This window comes from methanotrophic endosymbiont of Bathymodiolus puteoserpentis (Logatchev), assembly GCF_900128525.1.
GTDB lineage: Bacteria > Pseudomonadota > Gammaproteobacteria > Methylococcales > Methylomonadaceae > Methyloprofundus.
On sequence record NZ_FQTQ01000111.1, the window covers coordinates 1 to 18,486 of the forward strand.

General features: G+C 38.5%; 17 protein-coding genes. 9 read left to right on the top strand and 8 right to left on the bottom strand.

Going from position 1 to position 18,486, the window contains the following annotated elements:
* Nucleotides 1–108: 108 nt before the first annotated feature.
* Both BQ7314_RS09495 and BQ7314_RS09500 read right to left on the bottom strand, forming a co-directional pair.
* Complete coding sequence (locus tag BQ7314_RS09495; RefSeq protein ID WP_174483469.1) at nt 109–420, bottom strand: type II toxin-antitoxin system RelE/ParE family toxin; 312 nt, start codon at nt 418–420, stop codon at nt 109–111.
* Nucleotides 408–665, bottom strand: a complete 258-nt coding sequence (locus BQ7314_RS09500; protein WP_174483470.1) for a type II toxin-antitoxin system Phd/YefM family antitoxin — start codon at nt 663–665, stop codon at nt 408–410. The genes BQ7314_RS09495 and BQ7314_RS09500 overlap by 13 nt, the downstream gene beginning before the upstream one ends.
* A 187-nt stretch (nt 666–852) precedes the next feature.
* Between BQ7314_RS09500 and BQ7314_RS09505 the strand changes: the two genes are divergently transcribed.
* From BQ7314_RS09505 to BQ7314_RS09525, 5 genes are all read left to right on the top strand, one after another.
* Nucleotides 853–2,112, top strand: a complete 1,260-nt coding sequence (locus tag BQ7314_RS09505; RefSeq protein ID WP_174483471.1) for a hypothetical protein — start codon at nt 853–855, stop codon at nt 2,110–2,112.
* The gene (locus BQ7314_RS09510) at nt 2,105–3,367 is read left to right on the top strand and encodes a coiled-coil domain-containing protein (protein WP_174483472.1); all 1,263 of its coding nucleotides are present in this window, start codon (nt 2,105–2,107) and stop codon (nt 3,365–3,367) included. The genes BQ7314_RS09505 and BQ7314_RS09510 overlap by 8 nt, the downstream gene beginning before the upstream one ends.
* A gap of 95 nt (nt 3,368–3,462) precedes the next feature.
* Nucleotides 3,463–3,792 (top strand): hypothetical protein, encoded by a 330-nt coding sequence (locus BQ7314_RS09515; protein WP_174483473.1) that lies wholly within the window; start codon nt 3,463–3,465, stop codon nt 3,790–3,792.
* Nucleotides 3,793–3,927: 135 nt separating this feature from the next.
* A complete protein-coding gene (locus tag BQ7314_RS09520; protein WP_174483474.1) occupies nt 3,928–4,455 on the top strand; it encodes an NADPH-dependent FMN reductase in 528 nt (175 codons plus the stop codon).
* Nucleotides 4,456–4,587: 132 nt separating this feature from the next.
* Nucleotides 4,588–5,511 carry a peptidoglycan DD-metalloendopeptidase family protein gene (locus tag BQ7314_RS09525; protein WP_174483475.1) on the top strand — a complete coding sequence of 308 codons (924 nt, stop codon included), beginning with the start codon at nt 4,588–4,590 and terminating at the stop codon, nt 5,509–5,511.
* 4 nt (nt 5,512–5,515) lie between these two features.
* Here the strand turns inward: BQ7314_RS09525 and BQ7314_RS09530 are convergent, their stop codons facing one another.
* The 6 genes from BQ7314_RS09530 to glyQ all read right to left on the bottom strand — a co-directional run bounded on the left by BQ7314_RS09530 (nt 5,516) and on the right by glyQ (nt 12,248).
* Nucleotides 5,516–7,297: an SLC13 family permease gene (locus BQ7314_RS09530; RefSeq protein ID WP_174483485.1), complete on the bottom strand. Its 1,782-nt coding sequence runs from the start codon at nt 7,295–7,297 to the stop codon at nt 5,516–5,518.
* Between the two features lie 184 nt (nt 7,298–7,481).
* The gene (locus BQ7314_RS09535; RefSeq protein WP_174483476.1) at nt 7,482–7,916 is read right to left on the bottom strand and encodes a hypothetical protein; all 435 of its coding nucleotides are present in this window, start codon (nt 7,914–7,916) and stop codon (nt 7,482–7,484) included.
* Between the two features lie 73 nt (nt 7,917–7,989).
* On the bottom strand, nt 7,990–8,754 hold the full coding sequence (locus tag BQ7314_RS09540) for a lysophospholipid acyltransferase family protein (protein ID WP_174483477.1): 765 nt from the start codon (nt 8,752–8,754) through the stop codon (nt 7,990–7,992).
* The gene (gmhB, locus tag BQ7314_RS09545; RefSeq protein ID WP_174483478.1) at nt 8,720–9,262 is read right to left on the bottom strand and encodes a D-glycero-beta-D-manno-heptose 1,7-bisphosphate 7-phosphatase; all 543 of its coding nucleotides are present in this window, start codon (nt 9,260–9,262) and stop codon (nt 8,720–8,722) included. Before gmhB ends, BQ7314_RS09540 begins: the two co-directional genes overlap by 35 nt.
* Nucleotides 9,262–11,331, bottom strand: a complete 2,070-nt coding sequence (glyS, locus tag BQ7314_RS09550; RefSeq protein ID WP_174483479.1) for a glycine--tRNA ligase subunit beta — start codon at nt 11,329–11,331, stop codon at nt 9,262–9,264. The genes gmhB and glyS overlap by 1 nt, the downstream gene beginning before the upstream one ends.
* Nucleotides 11,328–12,248 (bottom strand): glycine--tRNA ligase subunit alpha, encoded by a 921-nt coding sequence (glyQ, locus tag BQ7314_RS09555; protein WP_174483480.1) that lies wholly within the window; start codon nt 12,246–12,248, stop codon nt 11,328–11,330. The genes glyS and glyQ overlap by 4 nt, the downstream gene beginning before the upstream one ends.
* A gap of 349 nt (nt 12,249–12,597) precedes the next feature.
* On the opposite strand from glyQ, the gene BQ7314_RS09560 reads away from it, so the two are divergent.
* From BQ7314_RS09560 to BQ7314_RS09575, 4 genes are all read left to right on the top strand, one after another.
* A complete protein-coding gene (locus BQ7314_RS09560; protein WP_174483481.1) occupies nt 12,598–12,930 on the top strand; it encodes a hypothetical protein in 333 nt (110 codons plus the stop codon).
* A gap of 342 nt (nt 12,931–13,272) precedes the next feature.
* Nucleotides 13,273–13,476: a hypothetical protein gene (locus BQ7314_RS09565; protein WP_174483482.1), complete on the top strand. Its 204-nt coding sequence runs from the start codon at nt 13,273–13,275 to the stop codon at nt 13,474–13,476.
* A 102-nt stretch (nt 13,477–13,578) separates the two neighbouring features.
* The gene (locus BQ7314_RS09570; RefSeq protein ID WP_174483483.1) at nt 13,579–13,983 is read left to right on the top strand and encodes a hypothetical protein; all 405 of its coding nucleotides are present in this window, start codon (nt 13,579–13,581) and stop codon (nt 13,981–13,983) included.
* 655 nt (nt 13,984–14,638) lie between these two features.
* On the top strand, nt 14,639–17,707 hold the full coding sequence (locus BQ7314_RS09575; protein WP_174483484.1) for a cache domain-containing protein: 3,069 nt from the start codon (nt 14,639–14,641) through the stop codon (nt 17,705–17,707).
* Nucleotides 17,708–18,486 lie beyond the last annotated feature (779 nt).

The window sequence follows — 18,486 nt, forward strand, 5'->3', positions numbered from 1 at the left end:
GTAACAATCCAGTACATCAGCGGCAAGCAATATGCCGGAAAACGCTACGCTATTCCAGCCTACGTTTCCGGCTTACGCAGAGCCGGAGAGAAACCAGCTCTTACCTAGTTAGCTATTTTTTCTCGCATTAAGTAAATATTTTCGCAACTTTCTTTCACTTCGCATGACATAAAGAATATATACTTTATCACCTTCTATGCGATAAAAAATACGGCATGGGTTCACGAGAACCTCTAAATATCTTGATTTTTGTAACTCTGGTGGTTTACGCCCAGACTCTGGAAACTGCTCAAGTCGTTCTGTACTAGAAAAAACTTTTTGTACTAGCTTCATAGCAGCACTTGGCTTATCGAGAGCAATATATTCTGCTATCGCGTCAAGGTCTGATAGCGCAGGTTCCGTCCATATTATTTGAGCCATTTACTCATTTTATCTTTTGCTTCTACCTGAGTATAAATTCGGTTTTCTAAAATAGCCGCTTCACCTCTTGATAGCCCGTCTAAGATTTCCATTCGATTTTGCATCATTTCATAATCTTGTACATCAATGAGATATGCTGATGGTTTTCCATGCTCAGTAATAAGTACAGGTTCTTTAGAATCATGTAATTCAGCCAGTATTTTGGTTGCTTGACGTTTTAATGTAGTAACTAATTCAATTTTCATAAAGTAATACTATACTGTCACTTTAGTGCTGGCAACTATTTTTTTACAGTTATATTTTTATTACTCCCTCTCAAGCAGAGCAGAAAAATGACGACAAATACTACGTGATTTTGACGCACTAGCAATGAATGTGTTAAAAACAAGCTCTTAGATAGCGCTTGCTAATGGTCAAAATATAAACACAGTAATGAATGAACCTCAAATAATAAAAATAAAAGCAGCTGGGGTCGGTTATTTGATTAATCGTATTCAGACTTTATTCGTCGGTATGCTGCGCGTGTGGACGATTCCTATTGTGTTAATGCTCAGCGTGGCTTCTGGTTTTACTACTTATTATGGAATGTCGCATTTCATTATTCCGTGGATTGCTTTGGTGATTACCGTGGCGATTCAGTCTATTGTGGTGATTTGTTCGTTAGAAATTGCGAGTATCCATTGGCAAGCCAATCGGATGCGCTACTTTTCAGTGCTTTGTTCATTATTAATTGCTTTGACAGCATCGGTGTCATTTTCCTATTTTAAATTTTACGAAATTTCTGAACAGGGCACGATTCATATCGACCGCTTAAATCATCTTAGGCAAGATATTAAGGCTTATGTGGATAAAGCCCTAGTGATTAAGAGTCGCGTCTTAACTCAGCAGCGAGTCGAATTAGAAAAAGCCTCGAAAGAAGTCACACAAGCTTATTTCGGTACGCATCCTGAGATTGTCGCAGGCTATCGTAATCAAGTAGGTGAGGGGCCTTTTTGGAAACGCTACAATGATATTTATCAAACTAAAAAGCAAACTATGGAGCAGTTGGAGCAAGACTTTTCAGCGTTGGATAGAAGTGTTCAGCTAGTACAAGCTAATCTATCTCAATTAGATGTCGCGGATAATGTTCAAGATTCATATTATGCCTTGTTGACTAGCTTTCAAACGATGCAATTGCAACTTAATCAACTGTCCAGTCAGTTTAGCCAGTCTTTACCTGATGCCCCCTTGTTACTGACGTATAAACAGTTTATTGCAGATGTGAAACCAAGTAGTGCAATGTGGGATAACTTTTCCTTATTTGCTTTTACTTGCGCGGCTATGGTGGACTTTTTTACCGTACTGCTTTCATATCGCTTGGAGTTTACTGCGCCTGGACCACTAACAGCAGATGAGGAGGATTTGGTCTTTGAGTGTTTAAGGCAGTTCACGGAGTTCCGCATCAATGATAATGATGAGCTAGAAATGATTATTGAAAAAACGGAATTAGAAAAGGCGCAGCGTTATTCGGATTGGTCGCGTATGTTTGCGGTTGGTTTATTATTAAATCGTGGCTTTCTAAGGAAAATTGACCAGAGAACGGTTGAGTTTGCACCTAATTTATACCCTCTTATCGCAGCAAAAATGGGTGATAAGATTAATGTATTACGTGCGCAAGCAAAAGCGGCGAAGCAAGATAATAACCATGAATAATTCACCGGCAGAGATAGAGCAGTGGCTGATAGCTGGCACGAAAGAGCACGAGCAAAGTTTTGACTTGCAAGTTTGGGATGCTGGCTTTGATGTCGAGCGACGGCTTGTTTATAGTAAGTTCGGTCCATATAGCAGGCTATTCTTGCGCCCTAAGAAGTTTGTCCAACGTTTTTACCATACGCTTTACCCTTTACTGATTGAAGACTGGGAGATTGTCGAGCAGCTCCAATTATACGAGGGTTTTTGTACATTAGATATTAAGCTAGAAGTGCGATTTCAGGCGACTTTAGCCTATGCGCAAAGTCAAATAGAGATATTGTCAGAAATAAATGAGCATATTAAAACGACTTATCAGGGTGTGATTTTAGATTTAATTCACAATAAATTATTTACTGCTTTACCTGATGACACTTGGGTGCAAGCGGGTTTAGGTGATATAGAAAGAGCAATTGATTTTGCTGTCAGTGAAATGTTCGTGTTGAATAATATTCAAGCGCAGACGAGTTGTCATTTAATCGCGTCTTTTGCTGAATTTCCTGATGTACAACTGGGTAAAGAACACTTGTACCTTAGTGTTTTAAAAAAGAATTTTGAAGTCAATGAGCAACAGCGAGAAGAGTTATTTCGTCAAGAACAATTAGCTGAAGAGCAAGCTATAGCGCATAAACAACAGCAGCTTGAACATTTAAAAGAACAGGCTGAGCTAGAGCAGCTAAAACAAGCACAAGATGCTGAGCATCATAAACGTTTATTACTCGATCAAGAACAGCAATTACAAGTGCAATTGGCTATAGAAAAACGTATGCATAGACAAAAAATCGAGCATGAAAATGAGCTTAAAGCGATTGAATTTGAAGTTTCTTTACGTGAACAAAAAAGACAAGAAGAGCAAATAAGAGCGAATGAGCAGAAAGTACAAGCAGAACAGTTAGCGCATGAAAGTTTATTAAAAGCACAACAATTACAAGCTGATATTGCTAAGCAGGAGCGGGAACAAGCTAGCTGGTTAGCAGCAAAAAACAAAGAGCATGAGTTGCAGTTAGAGCAAAAGCAAATACAGAAACAATTGAAATTTGATATGGATATTGCTAATAAAAAACGCGAAGAGCAGCGACGCATAGAAATGCAGGAGCAAAATTATGAGACTAAGAAAAATTCAGATATTTATTTACGCAGAGAGATTGAATTACTGGAATTGGATAAAAAACGCTTAGAATTAGAAGCGGCGATTAAAGAGGTAAAGCCTGAAAGTTAGTGTTTTTAGGTTAACAAATAGTGCAAATAACGGTAAGGTGGACTTTAGTCCGCTAACTTAAGTTATCCCATGGTTAATACATTACGGAGCATAAGATGAAAACTAAAGTAGAAGTTTATCCGGCAACAGAGCAAGAAGGCGGTGGGTTTTGGGTTTGTGTTTGTATCCATGTGAGCAGTTATTATAAGCATATGGAAAAGAGCCGTGTCCATTGTTTAGATAAACAAGCCATAGCCGATGCTACTTGGAATGCCTTAACTCATAAGGTGTGTCCTGAGTGTGGTCATGTTTTTTCTACGCACGGTTGGGAGGGGATTGATGCCCATTGGCGCGCACATCATGAAGAGGTGATTAGCTATGAGGACGCTTGGAAATTAATTAGCAAAGATAAATATGTTGAGGTGATGTTGGCTTCTGCGGAGTAGTTTTTGAATAATTGATAGCGTTTTTTATATATTTTGGCTTTAGCATGGGGATTAAGTTTAACGTGAAAGATTTAATATCCGCCTCGTGTTAAGCTGGAGTTCATAAAATTAATTATGAGAACTTTAGGAAGGAAAATGAAAGTTATCGCCTTTGCAGCAAGTAGTAGCAAGCAATCTATCAATAAACAGTTAGTCACTTATGCTTCAGGTTTAGTGGAAAATGCGCAGGTTGAAGTGCTCGATCTAAATGATTATGAGCTACCATTATTTAGTGTGGATAAAGAGCAAGAGTTAGGTAAGCCTGTATTGGCACAGGAATTTTTTGCTAAAATTTCTGCCAGTAATGCGGTTATTATTTCCTTTGCTGAGCATAATGGTTCTTACACTGCTGCTTATAAAAATATTTTTGATTGGTGTTCGCGGATTAATCAGAAAATATTTCAAGGTAAGCCAATAGTTTTATTGGCGACTTCTCCAGGGCCGGGTGGTGCAGCAAGTGTATTGGCAGCTGCGGTTAATTCAGCTCCTTTCTTTGGTGGTGAGCTTAGAGGGCATTTATCCGTGCCAAGTTTCCATCAAAATTTTGATGTTAAACAGGGCTGTATTATAAACCCGAATATTCAAGCTCAGTTAGCAATAGTGATGAAAAAATTACAGGATTAATTAAGTATGGAGTACTGTGCTTTTTAAGCCAATCAAAAGTTGTGATCTATGAGTTATCAAATGCTTAGGAATAAAAAATTAATAATACCTGAGAAGAGTGGGAGTCCTATATCAGTTAATTGTTTGATATTTATGGGTTGTGTTCTATTTAGTTTGCCTTGTGCAGCTAAAAAACTGTATAAATTTCAAGATGCAGAGGGTGGCTGGCATTATACGGACAAAGTTCCCAAAGCTCAGCAAGTTACAAAACTCAAAGTCGAGGTTAGGCAATTAAAAGTAGAACCTAAACAACGGGTTTGGTTAAATCAAATGGGTAAAAAACACAGCCCTGAATTTGTGATTAGAAATGATTATTCTGGGCCGATAGAAGTTGAAGTCGTTTTATCTGAGAAAATTAATGTACAAGCAAAGCCAGCTTTACCGCGTAAATTTGTTGTTCAGCCGGGAACTTCTTCGCCATTATTTGGTCTAGGTGCGTTGGATGAATATCAAAGCTGGCAATATAGTTTGCAGTATCGCTATTCTTTGGGCGAGCCATTAGTAAAGCATAGTAAGCAGGCTATTTATTATCCGCCTTTTGCTAGCGATAGGACTTTTCGTATTAGCCAGGCATTCGACGGAAAATTTTCACATACAGATAAGCAAAATAAATATGCTGTCGATTTTGCGATGCCGGAAGGATCGGAAATACATGCGGCTCGAGCGGGTGTAGTTATGAGCCTGGAAAATGATTTTTTTCAAGGCGGGGTTGATAAGCAAGCGTATAAGGCACGCGCTAATAGTATCAGGATTTTACACGATGATGGCTCTATGGGCGTTTATGCGCATTTACAAGTAGAGCGTGCTCAAGTACATGAGGGAATGCGAGTTAAAGCAGGACAGTTAATTGCTTATTCAGGCAATACTGGATTTAGCTCTGGCCCGCACTTGCATTTTTCCGTACAGGTTAATCAAGGTATGAACTTAGTTTCAGTGCCTTTTCAGTTTGTGGGTGCTAAGGAGCTTGCAACAGAGCCTACAGCGGGGCAGTGGTTATCTGGATTTGCTGTGGATTAGTAAGCTATTGACTCATTTCTAACGGCCAGCCTAGCAGCAAAACGGTTAAGGTTGCTACACCGGTTAACAGGTTCATCGGTAAGCCAACACGCAAGAAGTCGGTGAATTTATAGCTGCCGGGTCCATAAACCATTAAGTTCGTTTGATAGCCTAATGGAGTAGCAAAGCTCGCTGAGGCGGCCATCATAATCGCAAAGACAAAAGGCACGTCATTTAATCCTGCTTTCTCAGTAATTTCTAGTACGATCGGTAGCATTAAAATTGCAGCGGCGTTATTGGTAATCATTTCTGTTAATAGAGAAACTGATAAGTACACTAATATTAGTAATAACCATGCTTTGCCCGCACTTAAATCAATCATATTGCTAGCTAAAAAAGTAGCAACGCCAGTTTTATTCAGTGCCGCGCCTAAAGCAAAAGAAGCGGCTATGGTAATGATGACATTAAGGTCTAAGCTTCTTTCGGCTTGATTAACCGAGCAGCAGCCCGTGATAATCATAAGCCCTGCGCCCAGTAATGCCGCATTAAGCATGCTCATAACTCCAAAACTGGCGACAGCAACGACAACGAATAATATTAACCATGCGAGAGGTGCACGTTCGTGGCGCGGTGTTTCGGTATCTAAATCATTAATTAGTAGAAAATCTTTATTGTATTTTTGGCGACTGACAAAAGCTGGTCTTGCTTCTAAGAGTAAGGTGTCACCTGCCTGTAAGATGATACTGCCCAGGTTACCTTTAATCCGTTCGCCATTACGTGCAACAGCAAGCACTACGGCACCATAACGGTCACGAAAGCGGGCATCACGAATGGCATTGCCAGTGGCGGTGCAGTGTGGAGAAACGACGGCTTCGACTAGTCTTCTTTCGGCGCGTTGCGTCGTTAGTGGTTGCTCATGTCCATTTTCGGCGGAAGGAACAATGCCGTTAATACGTAGTAAGTCAGAAATTGCTTCTGTGTCACCGGCAAAAACTAGACGGTCATCGCTTTGCAGCTTTTCTTCTGAGGAAACGGCCGTTACTATGGTGCCGTTGCGCTCAATTTCTACTAGGTAGATACGTTTTAAATTTCTTAAACCCGCTTGTTCGACTGATTTCCCGACTAAGGGGCCTTTGTGTGCAACGGATACTTCTAAGGTGAATTCTTTTAAGTTGGCAAAAGCTTGATTTTGTTCGCGGTTTGGCAGCCATCTAGGGAAGAAAAGCCAGATAAATACTAAGCCGATAATAATAACAGGAATACTGACGGCTGTGATGGAAAATAAGGAAAAGCCCGCTTTTCCAGTTAGCATTTGATATTGTCCATTAACAATTAAATTTGTGCTGGTACCAATTAAGGTCAGCATGCCACCAAGAATTGCACAGTAGCTTAAAGGAATCATTAATTTAGAAGGCGCAATGTTAATTTTGCGTGACCAAGAATGAATGGCAGGAATCATGGTCGCAACAACGGGGGTATTATTTAAAAAGCCACTCAGCAAAACAACAGGCATACCCATGCGGAAAAGTGCTGTGCGTAATGTCTTAGGGCGGCCGAGAACATGAGTGACCAGTAAGTCGATGCCGCCTGAAGCATGCATGCCTGCAGCGATAACAAACATAGCGGCTACGGTTATAAGACCGGAGTTACTAAAACCCGCTAAAGCTTCTTGGCTGGTGAGAATCCCGCCAGCACTTAACAGCGTTAACACCGCCATCATAACGAGGTGCGGGCCAATGCGCGTAAATATCAAGGTAAGTAAGGCGACGATGCAGAGTGATAGAGAGAAGATGCCTTGCCATTCCATAAGAGCGATTGTGTAAGTGATAAGGGGAGCACAGCAAGGGGTGGGCTGTTTAAAGTTTGATTGGTGTAATAATAAGTTTGTGGGAGTGGCTTTAGCCACGATAATCGCGACTAAAGTCGCTCCCACAAAGTTTGTTACGCCTACGCTGTTTAATTATAGTGCCTTAAATATAGGTTATTTGCTTCTATTGAGTGACTTCTGGTTTTGTTTCCCCTGCGAGTTCTTGTTGTGCATCTAAGGCGCGATTAGTTACCGTAGAAATACACTCTAAATAACTTTCAGAATAATTTCTATGTGCGTCAGCTAACCCCTGGGCATCACCAAAATATTCACGTAACTCTTGTAATACTTCTTCAGGTTTTTCTGATTTTTTCAGGTCAATCATCTTAGTATAGCCTTCATAGGCGGCTTTGCGCATAGGCTCAAAAGGAACTATACCGGGCATTTTTTTAGATGATAAGTCGACAATACACTGCGTTACCGTTTCTGGATCTAGGTGATAAGATTTGATATCTGGATCATGACTAATTTGTTCAAAGACGGTTTGTTGATAAGCCTCTTTTTCGGAGCAAGCGGCTAAAGTTAAAACAGAAAGGCTGATAATTAATAGTTTTTTCATAAGATTTTGAGTGATGGTTATTTAGGAGCGTGCATGAAATAACATCCTGAAATTATAACGCAGGATTTTTGTTTCATGCACGTTCCTTTGTTGCTTCAATTTCTAACATGGCATTTTTAATCCATGTTTCTGCTTCGGCGTTAATTTCTTTACTTTTACGCCCTTTAGGGCTGATAGGAGCGCCAATTTTTAGTTGGATAACCCCTGGATATTTTATAAAGCTGTTGCGTGACCAGAATTCACCTGCATTATGTGCAATAGGAATAATAGGGAACCCAGTGCGTTGCGCTAATAAACTGCCGCTGGCGCTAAATTTTCGTTCTTCGCCTGGTGCAGTTCTTGTACCTTCTGGAAAAATAACAACCCAAAAACCTTCTTTTAGACGTTGGGTGCCTTGTTTTAATAGTTGGGATAATGCTTCTTTGGGTGCTGAGCGATTAATCGCGATAGGCTTTAAAGTCGCCATTGCCCAGCCCCAAAAAGGCAGCCAGAGTAAAGATTTTTTTAGCAATACGCATTGTGGTGGCAATAATGCCATTAAAGCAATTGTTTCCCATGCCGATTGATGTTTACATAAGACGATGGCATTTTGCTCTTTAGTAATATGTTCTAAGCCAGTGACTTGGTAGCTTAAACCACAGATTGCTGAAGTCATAAATAAAACATACTGACCCCAAATTGCCGCGAGTTTATATTGCAGAGAAAAAGGGAATAGGGCAACGACTAGCATTAATAGCCCAATAATTATCGTGCCCATAAGTACACTAATAAATAGCAGGGTGGAACGTAGATAAAGTAATAATTTACTGCCCTGATATGATGAATTGGCTAGCGTCATAAAGATTCTCAAAAGTAGGGATATTTAAGTCAGGATTATTGGCTAATGTCTCGGCACCATTACCGGTTTTTACTAATATGGGTTTTGCACCGGCTGCAATACCTGCTTGCAGATCGCGTAAGGTATCGCCAATAAAGTAAATGTTGGTTAAAGGTACACCTGCATCTTTACTAAATTGCTCCAGCATACCGGGTTTAGGTTTACGGCATTTGCAATTTGCATCAGGTAGGTGTGGGCAGTAATAAATATGGCTTATTTTACCGCCTACCGCTTCGACCATGCGCGTCATTTTAAGGTGTATTTTAGTGAGTGTTGCCTCACTATAATGCCCGCGACCAACGCCAGATTGATTAGTGATAATCACAACTTGATAGCCATGTTTATTCAACAAAGCAATAGCTTCGAGACTACCTGCTATCGGCAGCCACTCATCAGGCGACTTAATAAAGTTACCAGAATCGTGATTAATGACCCCATCACGATCCAGTAATACATATTTAGTCGTCATTAGCTTTGTAACTTAGAAATATCAGCAATTTGTAAAAATAACTTAGATAATTTAGTCAGTAATGCTAAACGATTAGCGCGTAAATCTAAATCCTCACACATCACCATAACTTCGTCAAAAAAGCGATCAACTTCAGCGCGTAAACCAGCTAAACGGTTTAATGCCGCTTGGTAGTCTTTGTCCGCTAATAATGGCGCGACATCTTGTTCAGCTTGTTCGGCTGAGGCTAATAAGGCAATTTCAGCAGGCTCGATTAACTTCCCTATTATTTCAGCCGGATTATTATCTGATTTACGTAAAATATTGCTAATACGCTTATTGGCTGCGGCTAAACTTTCTGCTTCCGCTAAGTTTCTAAAACTCTGTACCGCCTGTAAACGACGTTGAAAATCATATGGGTGAGTAGGTAATATTGCAAATACCGCTTCAAATTCATCCGCAGTAAAGCCATGATCTAAACAATAACCTTTGTGGCGCTCAAAAATAAACGGAATCACTAATTCACGTGTTTTATCTAAATCAAACTCATGGGTAAATTGATTTAACGCAAAATCTACACAGTCAATTAAATTGATGTTCAGCTTATTTTCAATAATAGTACGCAAAGCACCTAAAGCAGCACGTCTTAGCGCGTAAGGGTCTTTATCGCCACTAGGAATTAAACCGGCACTAAAAATACCCGTTAGTGTATCGATCTTTTCTGCAATGGATAAAACCTGCCCCGTGCTGCTCATGGCCGTTGTGCTGCCAGCGCCCTTTGGGTAATATTGCTCTTCAATGGCTTGCGCGACTTCTGCAGATTCACCATCAGCGGTAGCATAATAACGTCCCATTAGGCCTTGTAAGCTACCAAACTCTTCCACCATATGGGTGACAAGATCAGTTTTAGCCAGTTTCGCGGCACGTATCGCTGGATCTGGATCAATATTAATGCTTTGAGCAATAAATTCAGCTAATTTTGCTACACGTTTTGATTTATCTGCCAAACTGCCTAGTTTTTTCTGGAAGATAATACTGTTGAGCTGCTCGGTACGTTCTTCTAAACGTAGTTTACGGTCCTGGTTCCAGAAAAATTCAGCATCTGCTAAACGCGGCATGACCACGCGCTCATTACCTTGCTGAATAGAAAGTGGATTTTTGCTTTCGATATTACTAAACGTAATAAAGTGGGCGAGCAGTTCACCATCAGCATTTTTAACCGGAAAATATTTCTGATTAATCTGCATGGTGGTAATGAGTACTTCGGCTGGTAAAGCTAAATAGCGTGTGTCAAAATTACCGGTAATCGGCACAGGAAATTCATTCAGTGCGGCAATTTCTGCTAATAAATCTTCGTCGATATGAGCAATACCACCGACAGCAGTTGCGGCACTATTGGCTGCATCACGAATGATTTGCATGCGTTGCTCGAAACTAGGAATGACTTTACCTTGTGCTAATAAAGCCGCTTCATAACTTTCTGGTGCTGTTATCGTGATCGCTTCAGGTGCATGAAAACGATGACCATAACTGATATTGCTCGTTGTTAATCCAAGGATCTCAGTATTAATAACTGTTGTACCGTATATCAGTACGGCCCAATGTACTGGGCGTACAAACTCCACAGTAGAGGCACCCCAGCGCATACGTTTGGCAATCGGTAGTTGATGAATGCTTTTACGAATAATATCGGGAATCAATTGATCGCTAGCTTGGCCTTTGATTTCTTGGGTAAATGCCAGCCATTCACCTTTTTCCGTTTGGATACGCTTTAATTGATCAACTGTAGTACCGCAGCTTCTAGCAAAACCCTGACAAGCTTTAGTGGGTTCACCCTCATCATTAAACGCTGCTTTTACCGCAGGTCCGCGTTTTTCAATGCTTTTATCGACTTGTGCACTAGCTAAATCTTTAATTAATACCGCAAGGCGACGTGGTGTTGCATAAGCTATGCATGCGCCAAAACTTAACTCCGCTTCTGTTAAGCCGAGTTTAATCCCCTCTAACAGTGCATGACTTAATTTAAGTAATGAGGCGGGTGGTAACTCTTCACAGCCTAATTCAAATAATAAGTGTTGTGCGTCGCTCATGCTGTCACTCCTGTCTCTTTAACCAGCGGAAAGCCTAATGATTCTCGGCGCGCATAATAAGTTTCAGCAACGGCTTTAGACATATTTCTTACTCTTAATATATAGCGCTGACGCTCAGTCACCGAAATTGCATGACGCGCATCGAGCAAATTAAACACATGTGAAGCTTTCAAAACCATTTCATACGCAGGTAATGGTAAGTCTTGCTCGATTAATTTTGCTGATTCTGTTTCGTAAATATCAAAGCTCTCGAATAGGAAATCAACTTTCGCGTGTTCAAAATTAAACGCTGACATTTCCACTTCATTTTGATGAAACACATCGCCATAAGTCACAATGCCTTGCGGCCCTTTAGACCAAACTAAATCATAAACACTTTCCACGCCTTGAATATACATGGCGATACGCTCAAGTCCATAAGTCAATTCACCGGTCACAGGGCGGCACTCTAAACCGCCGACTTGCTGAAAATAAGTAAACTGCGACACTTCCATGCCGTTCAGCCATATTTCCCAGCCCAGCCCCCAAGCACCTAAAGTAGGCGATTCCCAGTTATCTTCCACAAAACGCACATCATGCTCCAATAAATCTAGGCCGATATGACGCAAAGAACCTAGATAAAGCGCTTGAATATCATCTGGTGAAGGTTTTAACACCACTTGAAACTGATAATAATGTTGCAAGCGGTTTGGATTTTCACCATAACGCCCATCAGTAGGCCGACGCGAAGGTTGTACATACGCCGCATTCCAAGGCTCAGGACCAATCGCACGTAAGAAAGTCGCAGGGTGAAATGTACCTGCGCCGACCTCTAAATCCAGCGGTTGCAGTAAAACGCAGCCTTGTTCTGACCAATAATTTTGTAAAGCAAGGATAAGCCCTTGAAAGGTAGATAAATCGTTATTTGAATTAGACACGTTAGCGGTGGAGTGTAAGCGATAAAATTTCTCAATTATAGCTTAAAAATGGGGTTGGATATAGGGGATGTCAAGTATTGAAATTATTCAAGGTAACTGCATTTTGACCTATTTGGGTCATGTGTTTTGTTTTTAGAGGGAGTAGGGTGGTGGTAGGTTTTTGTTAGGGTTGGTTTAGGTTGGTATGGGTGTTCAGGTATTTTTTGTGAATAGTTAATTAAATTTAGGCCGTGTTATTTTTTTATAAAAAATGGAGTAGGTTATGAATAAGTGTATTCGCGTGTGTTTAACTGTTATGACTATTCGGTGAGCTCAATAATGGTCATACGATAATAAATGAGGGGTCAATATGGGAAAAGTAACAAATCCAGCTCTAAGTGAACTTGCTATATATGCACTATCAGGAGTCCTAATAGTTGCTATCGCTGTGTCAGGTGTTGCTGCATTTTGTGCAATTAGAAAAGCTCCTGAAGTTGCATCTGAATCTTTAAAAGAATTCTTTAATGGTGGGAATGCTTTAAAAATATTAACGGTACTCGCTGTGCTAATAACGTCAGCATTTTTAGCGCTTGTAGGTCAGTTATCGGAGGGGGCAATTGCGTTACTTAGCTCTATTTCTGGGTATATTCTAGGGACTATGCAAAGTACAAATACAGGTAATCAGAAAACACTTAATAAATAACGCGTAAGCTGGAGTAGCGTAACATTTTTCAGAAGTATTGCTTACCTCTGATGCTGGAAAACGCTATTGCTATTTCATTCTAGGTGTTTCCATTTTAAACGGCATCTGATTTAGACATTATATTAAAATAATTTATAGGAGGTAGCTGAAATGACCAACCTAGATTTAGAAGGACTCTTTAAACTAGGTACTCATGCCTCTGAATTAGGAAAAGCATACAAGTTGCAACGCGATGGTCTTTGGTGGCCTAATTGAGTTACTCTTATTTTACCTGCCATTCTTTCGACAGTTGCGGCAATAGTTGTCGCACTTCCAAATCAATACCTAATATATTGTGTACCTTTGGGTTCGATACTTGCAGGTTCATCTGCTGTACTTATAACAACTCACAGAGTATTAAAGTGTGAAGAATATCAAGCAGAATGTTTACGGTTAAGTGGTGCATATCACTCTATTGCCATTGATGTAGAGTCGGCTATTAATAGTTCGAGAAATTATAAGCAAGAACTCTCTCGCTTGTCGGGAAAAATGGCATTTTCTTACTAGAAAATGCTACTGCAACTGTTTCTGAAAAACATATGAATCTCTCAAGCTAGAGGTACTGTATAAACAGTTTAAAAATCATGTAAATAAACTAGGAGAAAAAAGATGAATGTAATTTTACCAAACATTGATGAAACTATTACAAATGACCGTGCTATAGAATTATGTAAACATTTTAGCTATACGCATTTAGTTAAACGGATAGAAGGCAGTCGAGATAAGTATAAAAACTGGGTTTTCGATGGCGCATCTATGGTGCCAGACCAGATTTTTGCTAAATTATTTCATATTCCCAATTTAGTTGAGATTGCATTAAAACATGATCTAAAGTATGCGTATGGTGAGCAGGGTAATGATATAGAGAAGCTGCGTGCTGATTTAGAATTTGAGCTTGATGTTCTTAATGATGGAGCCTCACCGAGGATGGCTAAACTTATGTTTGCAGCAGTTGATTTAGGTGGTAATGAGAAACTTAATACACCTTACTCTTGGGCATATGCCCACATATAACGAATAAGGTTCACCCGTACCCAGGCGTAGGTCAGTTATCAATGGGGAATTTGCATTACTCAGTACCGAATGGGACACACCGTAGGTTTAAATGGTGTATTTAACTTAAGGTTGAGCAGATTATGCGAAGGCTTCTTGTTCATAAATTGTTTTAGTAATTTGTAGGCAGTGGAGGTATGGTACTGACACATCAACTAATAAAGAAAGTGATGTAACATGTTTTTTAATCAGTGGAGCAACTGATAATAAAAAGATTACTGTTTTTGATGAAAAAATAAGCTGGGCAGACGAAATTGAAAAAAAAATTACAAAAAAAGATACAAAAATCATTGAAGCTATCACAAAAGAAGTTGCAAAAAAATTAGCAAAAGAAGATACAAAAATCATTGAAGAAATCACACAAGACCTCTCAGAAAAAAACGTAAAAGTAATTCAAATAATTACAAAGCAAGTATTAGAGAAGTTAGCTGATGAAATCAGCTCAACTGATTGGACAAAAAAAGAAAAAACAATAAAGAATGAAGTTTTAAAAAAATTAATAGATCACAAGATTAAAACTAAAATAGAAAATAAAAAACAGGCATTAAAAGAGGGGAGCAATACTGATATAACAGATGATCAAATAAAAAAACTAATTGAAACTGAAAGAGAAGTGTTGTCCGTCACTGTTCCCATCAAGGATCTGATCGACCCTATTCCTGCCTTAGAATATTTTAACCGAGTTTTACTGCTGGATCAGTCAGGCAATATTGTTTACCGGTCTGGCCTTGATAGTTTAGCAAGAACTAGTAATATTTCTGCTTACGATGATTTTGTCCGATTTGAAAACCTAAGTGAATACCTTCATCGTGGTGTCACAAAAGAGCTTGATTTTACAAAAGAAGGCGTTAATACCAAAGACGTTAATCAGGCAACTTCGCACTCCAGAGTAAGAAAGGCAACCATTGCGGGTATCTCTTATTTATTATATATTCAGCCATTCCATGCAGTTCGTCATCAGAATATCAATACTTCAAATTCGCAAAATGAACGTGTTAATACTAAGGTAGAGGCTGGAAAAGAAGGTTCAGATAGATTAGCTTATATTGTAGGTATTATCCCCACAGAAAATAATAATAAAGCGATTATTTCCTTACCGTTAGGCCGTATAAATATACTGTTTTTTGCGGTAATTCTAATTATCTTATTAGCCCCCCATTTAAAATTAGTATTTAGTGGTAAGCGATTTATGCCTAATCGGGCCTTTATGGTTTGGTTGGTTGTTACTTTTCCCTTACTGTCTATTATCTTGGTGGTGTCTGTTTTATCCGCTTATGATTATTTCCAATTAAAACAAAGTCTCGATATTTCTACAAAAAAAATTAGCAATAGAATTAATACGAATTTTAAAAATGAATTTGGTCAATTTAATAAAATATTAAGACCAAAATTTTATATACCGTATGAGCTTTATCAAGATATAAACCCTGACGAGAAGCGGATTTTACCTGTGATTGTAAGTGAAAGCTCACTATCCTGTTATGGTTCATTTCAAATAAACCATAATGTTAATGAACTTGCTTCAGAAAATAGAAAAGATTATGTTTCTAGCTTTGGTCGTATCATTAAGTTAGTACTTTACCCAAAAATTAGTGTTTTTCATAACTTCAAATTTGATAAGGTGTGTTTCAATAATCAATACCTGCCTCTATTTTTATGCGATAACAATAAAGCACATAAAGATATTATGTTGCAACAACCGGAAGATGAGGAGGTAAAGGCATACCCCTTGTTTGAATTAGCTTTTTATTTGGACTCATCAGGTAAACAAACAGGCAAACAAATCACTTATCGATCATTCCCTGTTAATGAAGTTGACGTTCATCGTCGTGATTATTTTAAGAAAGCGTATTATCATCCTGAAAATCTATCTACTTGGGCAGGGGGAGGCAAATATTTTAGTGAACGGATTCAAACCTATGACCATGGAATGAAGCTAACAGCCTTGTCTTTTCCTATCACTGAGGATGATGAATCTGATGCAACATCAGAATGTACCCAGCCAAAAGTACTCGCTATGATTAAATTAATGCATACTTTTTTTCAACCTGTCCTTCCTTCAGGTTTTGGGTTTGCTGTTATTAAGGATGCAAGTGGTGAAGTGCTTTATCATTCAAATGATCAGCGGAGTCTTTTAGAAAATTTTTATATAGAAACAGATGAAGACAAACAAATAATTGCTGCGGCACAAATGCGTCATGAGAATTTTGTTAGTGGTAAATATAATGGTCGTGCTCATAGGTTTTGGGTAAGACCTTTAGAGAATACTGCTTGGTCACTGGTCGTTTTTTATGATACTGAATTAATGGCGCTGGCTAATATTAAGACCAGTATTTTTTCTGTAGGGGTTTTGATCTCGATTATTTTTATTATTTTGATAATACTTGCCTTTTGTTATTGCTTACATAAATCGATATTACAGTCAATTTTAAGTTTTACACCTAATGGTATATTGTGGGAAAAGTTAAAAAATAGGTTGTCCTGGGTATCAGGCCATTTTAATAAAGTTTATATATTGAGTACGGTTATTGGGCTTTTGCTGATTTTTGGCCTACTAGCCACACTCTTATTCACTTATATACAAAGTAATCAAGCTAAAAAAATCGTAAAATTTAATCTTATACAAATTGGAGCTACTCTACTAGAGAGGCATGCTGCACTCTTTAATGAAATTAGCCGAGTAACTGAATTACGTAATAATTATCCAGAAGAAATACAGTACCTGGATAAAGATATTTTTCAGTTTGCGAACTACACTTGTGCATTGAATGACGATCTTAATTTATGCGGTTTTTCGAATAAAACTCCTAATGCATGGTTTGCTGGATATACTGAAGAAGAAGTTTCTTGCAGTCAAAATACAAAAAATGACTTAGATACCATTGATGAGCTATATCAATTAATGCCCAATATAAATCGCACGGATAGTAGTTTACAGTTATTGGCATACGATAGCGCCACAGATAGTAGCTGGTGTTTTACTGAAAGCGATACGAAGAAAAATACTACAGTTTTTAAGAGTGGGAATAATTCACCAGAGTTTCAACTTATTAGTGAGGGTTATTACACAAATACAGCGCATATAAATCCCCCTGTATGGTGGTATTTTTACCTGTGTCTGATCCCGCTATTGCTATATTATCTCGTTAAGCTGACATCAGTCCGGTTACTCGGCTTGGGTTTTGATCAACAAAACGATGTGGGTTTAAAATATATTCAGGGGCATTGCAGGCTAATGAGCGCCAATGATGATCAAACTGTAAAAGAAAATTATATAAAAATAGCTAATGACTCAACGGGACAGTTTACTGAATTAAAATCAATTTTATTTAACCTCAGCCGTAACCAAATGATTAATTTCACCAATAAAATTGCCTTATTACAGCTTATTAATAGTGGAATTTTGAAGTTTGATAATAAAGGGAGCGTAGATTTTAGTGACTCTTTATTAAAAGAATGGGTGAGTAGTCAACCATGGGACAAGATAGTCAGAGAGTATGAAATGCTAGAAAATAAAAACCTCTGGTCGATTATGGCTCTGCCATTTTATACAATTATTCTATTAGCACTTATATTCTTAATTTTATCAAGCGGTCAGGTAGGGGAACTGATGCTGGCTATGATTCCTATTATATTAACGGGGGGTATTCCCTTTATTAGTAGCTTTATTGGAAAAAGAAATTAACTTAATTGATACGAATACGTTTTGCCTGTTCATTTATTTATATCCAGCAGCTTAAAATATCCAGATTTCAAACATTACAATAGGAAATTTTTGTATAGTAAGAATATTCTTTGAGCTCAAGATAATCAATTTCCCGTCAACGTGCCTTGACCTTTTAATCGAAGGGACTTAACTTCTTCGGCTAATGCTAAACAAATAACTCCCCTATTAGATTAGTTATCTCAGTCTTGTGAATAAATGCCAGTGAGTAATTTTTCAGCTACTCGAACTAAATAAGTTTGGGGTATATTCAGCTCTCATTGGCAAAACGTTGTTACCACTCAATTAAGTTATCTATAGCATTGAAATAATTCCGCGTTCGCTAGGATTGACTTTACCTAAAACCATTTGTGATTGTCTTCTTTAATCTATATTTCGCGCAGCTTGTTTACTGTGCATGGGCTTGCCAGATGTAACGTAAACCAGAATACTTCGTAAGTGGGCTAGTATAGCGTAGCGTTTTTCGGCATTTTGAAAATCACGCTGGTCATCCTATATTTTTGTTATTCGAGTTGATTGCATTTTGACCCATTTGGGTCATGTGTTTTATTTTTAGGTGGTGTAATCTTGGTATGGAGTTTTTTATAAGGCTTATTTTGTTTTAATGTGTTCGTTTAGGAATGAGCACAAATTAATTTAGGCAAGTTCAATTTAAGAATTATAATGATGCAACTCATAAACTTTATTTAAAATCGACCCAAGATAAAACCTTACTCAAAAGAAATTGAAGCGCAGATGCG

Excerpts from the sequence above, each read along its gene's own strand:
- gmhB (WP_174483478.1), bottom strand. The coding sequence starts at position 9,262 with ATGACGACTAAATATGTATTACTGGATCGTGATGGGGTCATTAATCAC.
- BQ7314_RS09495 (WP_174483469.1), bottom strand. The coding sequence starts at position 420 with ATGGCTCAAATAATATGGACGGAACCTGCGCTATCAGACCTTGACGCG.
- BQ7314_RS09515 (WP_174483473.1), top strand. The coding sequence starts at position 3,463 with ATGAAAACTAAAGTAGAAGTTTATCCGGCAACAGAGCAAGAAGGCGGT.
- BQ7314_RS09570 (WP_174483483.1), top strand. The coding sequence starts at position 13,579 with ATGAATGTAATTTTACCAAACATTGATGAAACTATTACAAATGACCGT.
- BQ7314_RS09505 (WP_174483471.1), top strand. The coding sequence starts at position 853 with ATGAATGAACCTCAAATAATAAAAATAAAAGCAGCTGGGGTCGGTTAT.
- BQ7314_RS09540 (WP_174483477.1), bottom strand. The coding sequence starts at position 8,754 with ATGACGCTAGCCAATTCATCATATCAGGGCAGTAAATTATTACTTTAT.
- BQ7314_RS09500 (WP_174483470.1), bottom strand. The coding sequence starts at position 665 with ATGAAAATTGAATTAGTTACTACATTAAAACGTCAAGCAACCAAAATA.
- BQ7314_RS09530 (WP_174483485.1), bottom strand. The coding sequence starts at position 7,297 with ATGGAATGGCAAGGCATCTTCTCTCTATCACTCTGCATCGTCGCCTTA.
- BQ7314_RS09510 (WP_174483472.1), top strand. The coding sequence starts at position 2,105 with ATGAATAATTCACCGGCAGAGATAGAGCAGTGGCTGATAGCTGGCACG.
- BQ7314_RS09535 (WP_174483476.1), bottom strand. The coding sequence starts at position 7,916 with ATGAAAAAACTATTAATTATCAGCCTTTCTGTTTTAACTTTAGCCGCT.
- BQ7314_RS09525 (WP_174483475.1), top strand. The coding sequence starts at position 4,588 with ATGGGTTGTGTTCTATTTAGTTTGCCTTGTGCAGCTAAAAAACTGTAT.
- glyS (WP_174483479.1), bottom strand. The coding sequence starts at position 11,331 with ATGAGCGACGCACAACACTTATTATTTGAATTAGGCTGTGAAGAGTTA.
- BQ7314_RS09560 (WP_174483481.1), top strand. The coding sequence starts at position 12,598 with ATGGGAAAAGTAACAAATCCAGCTCTAAGTGAACTTGCTATATATGCA.
- BQ7314_RS09520 (WP_174483474.1), top strand. The coding sequence starts at position 3,928 with ATGAAAGTTATCGCCTTTGCAGCAAGTAGTAGCAAGCAATCTATCAAT.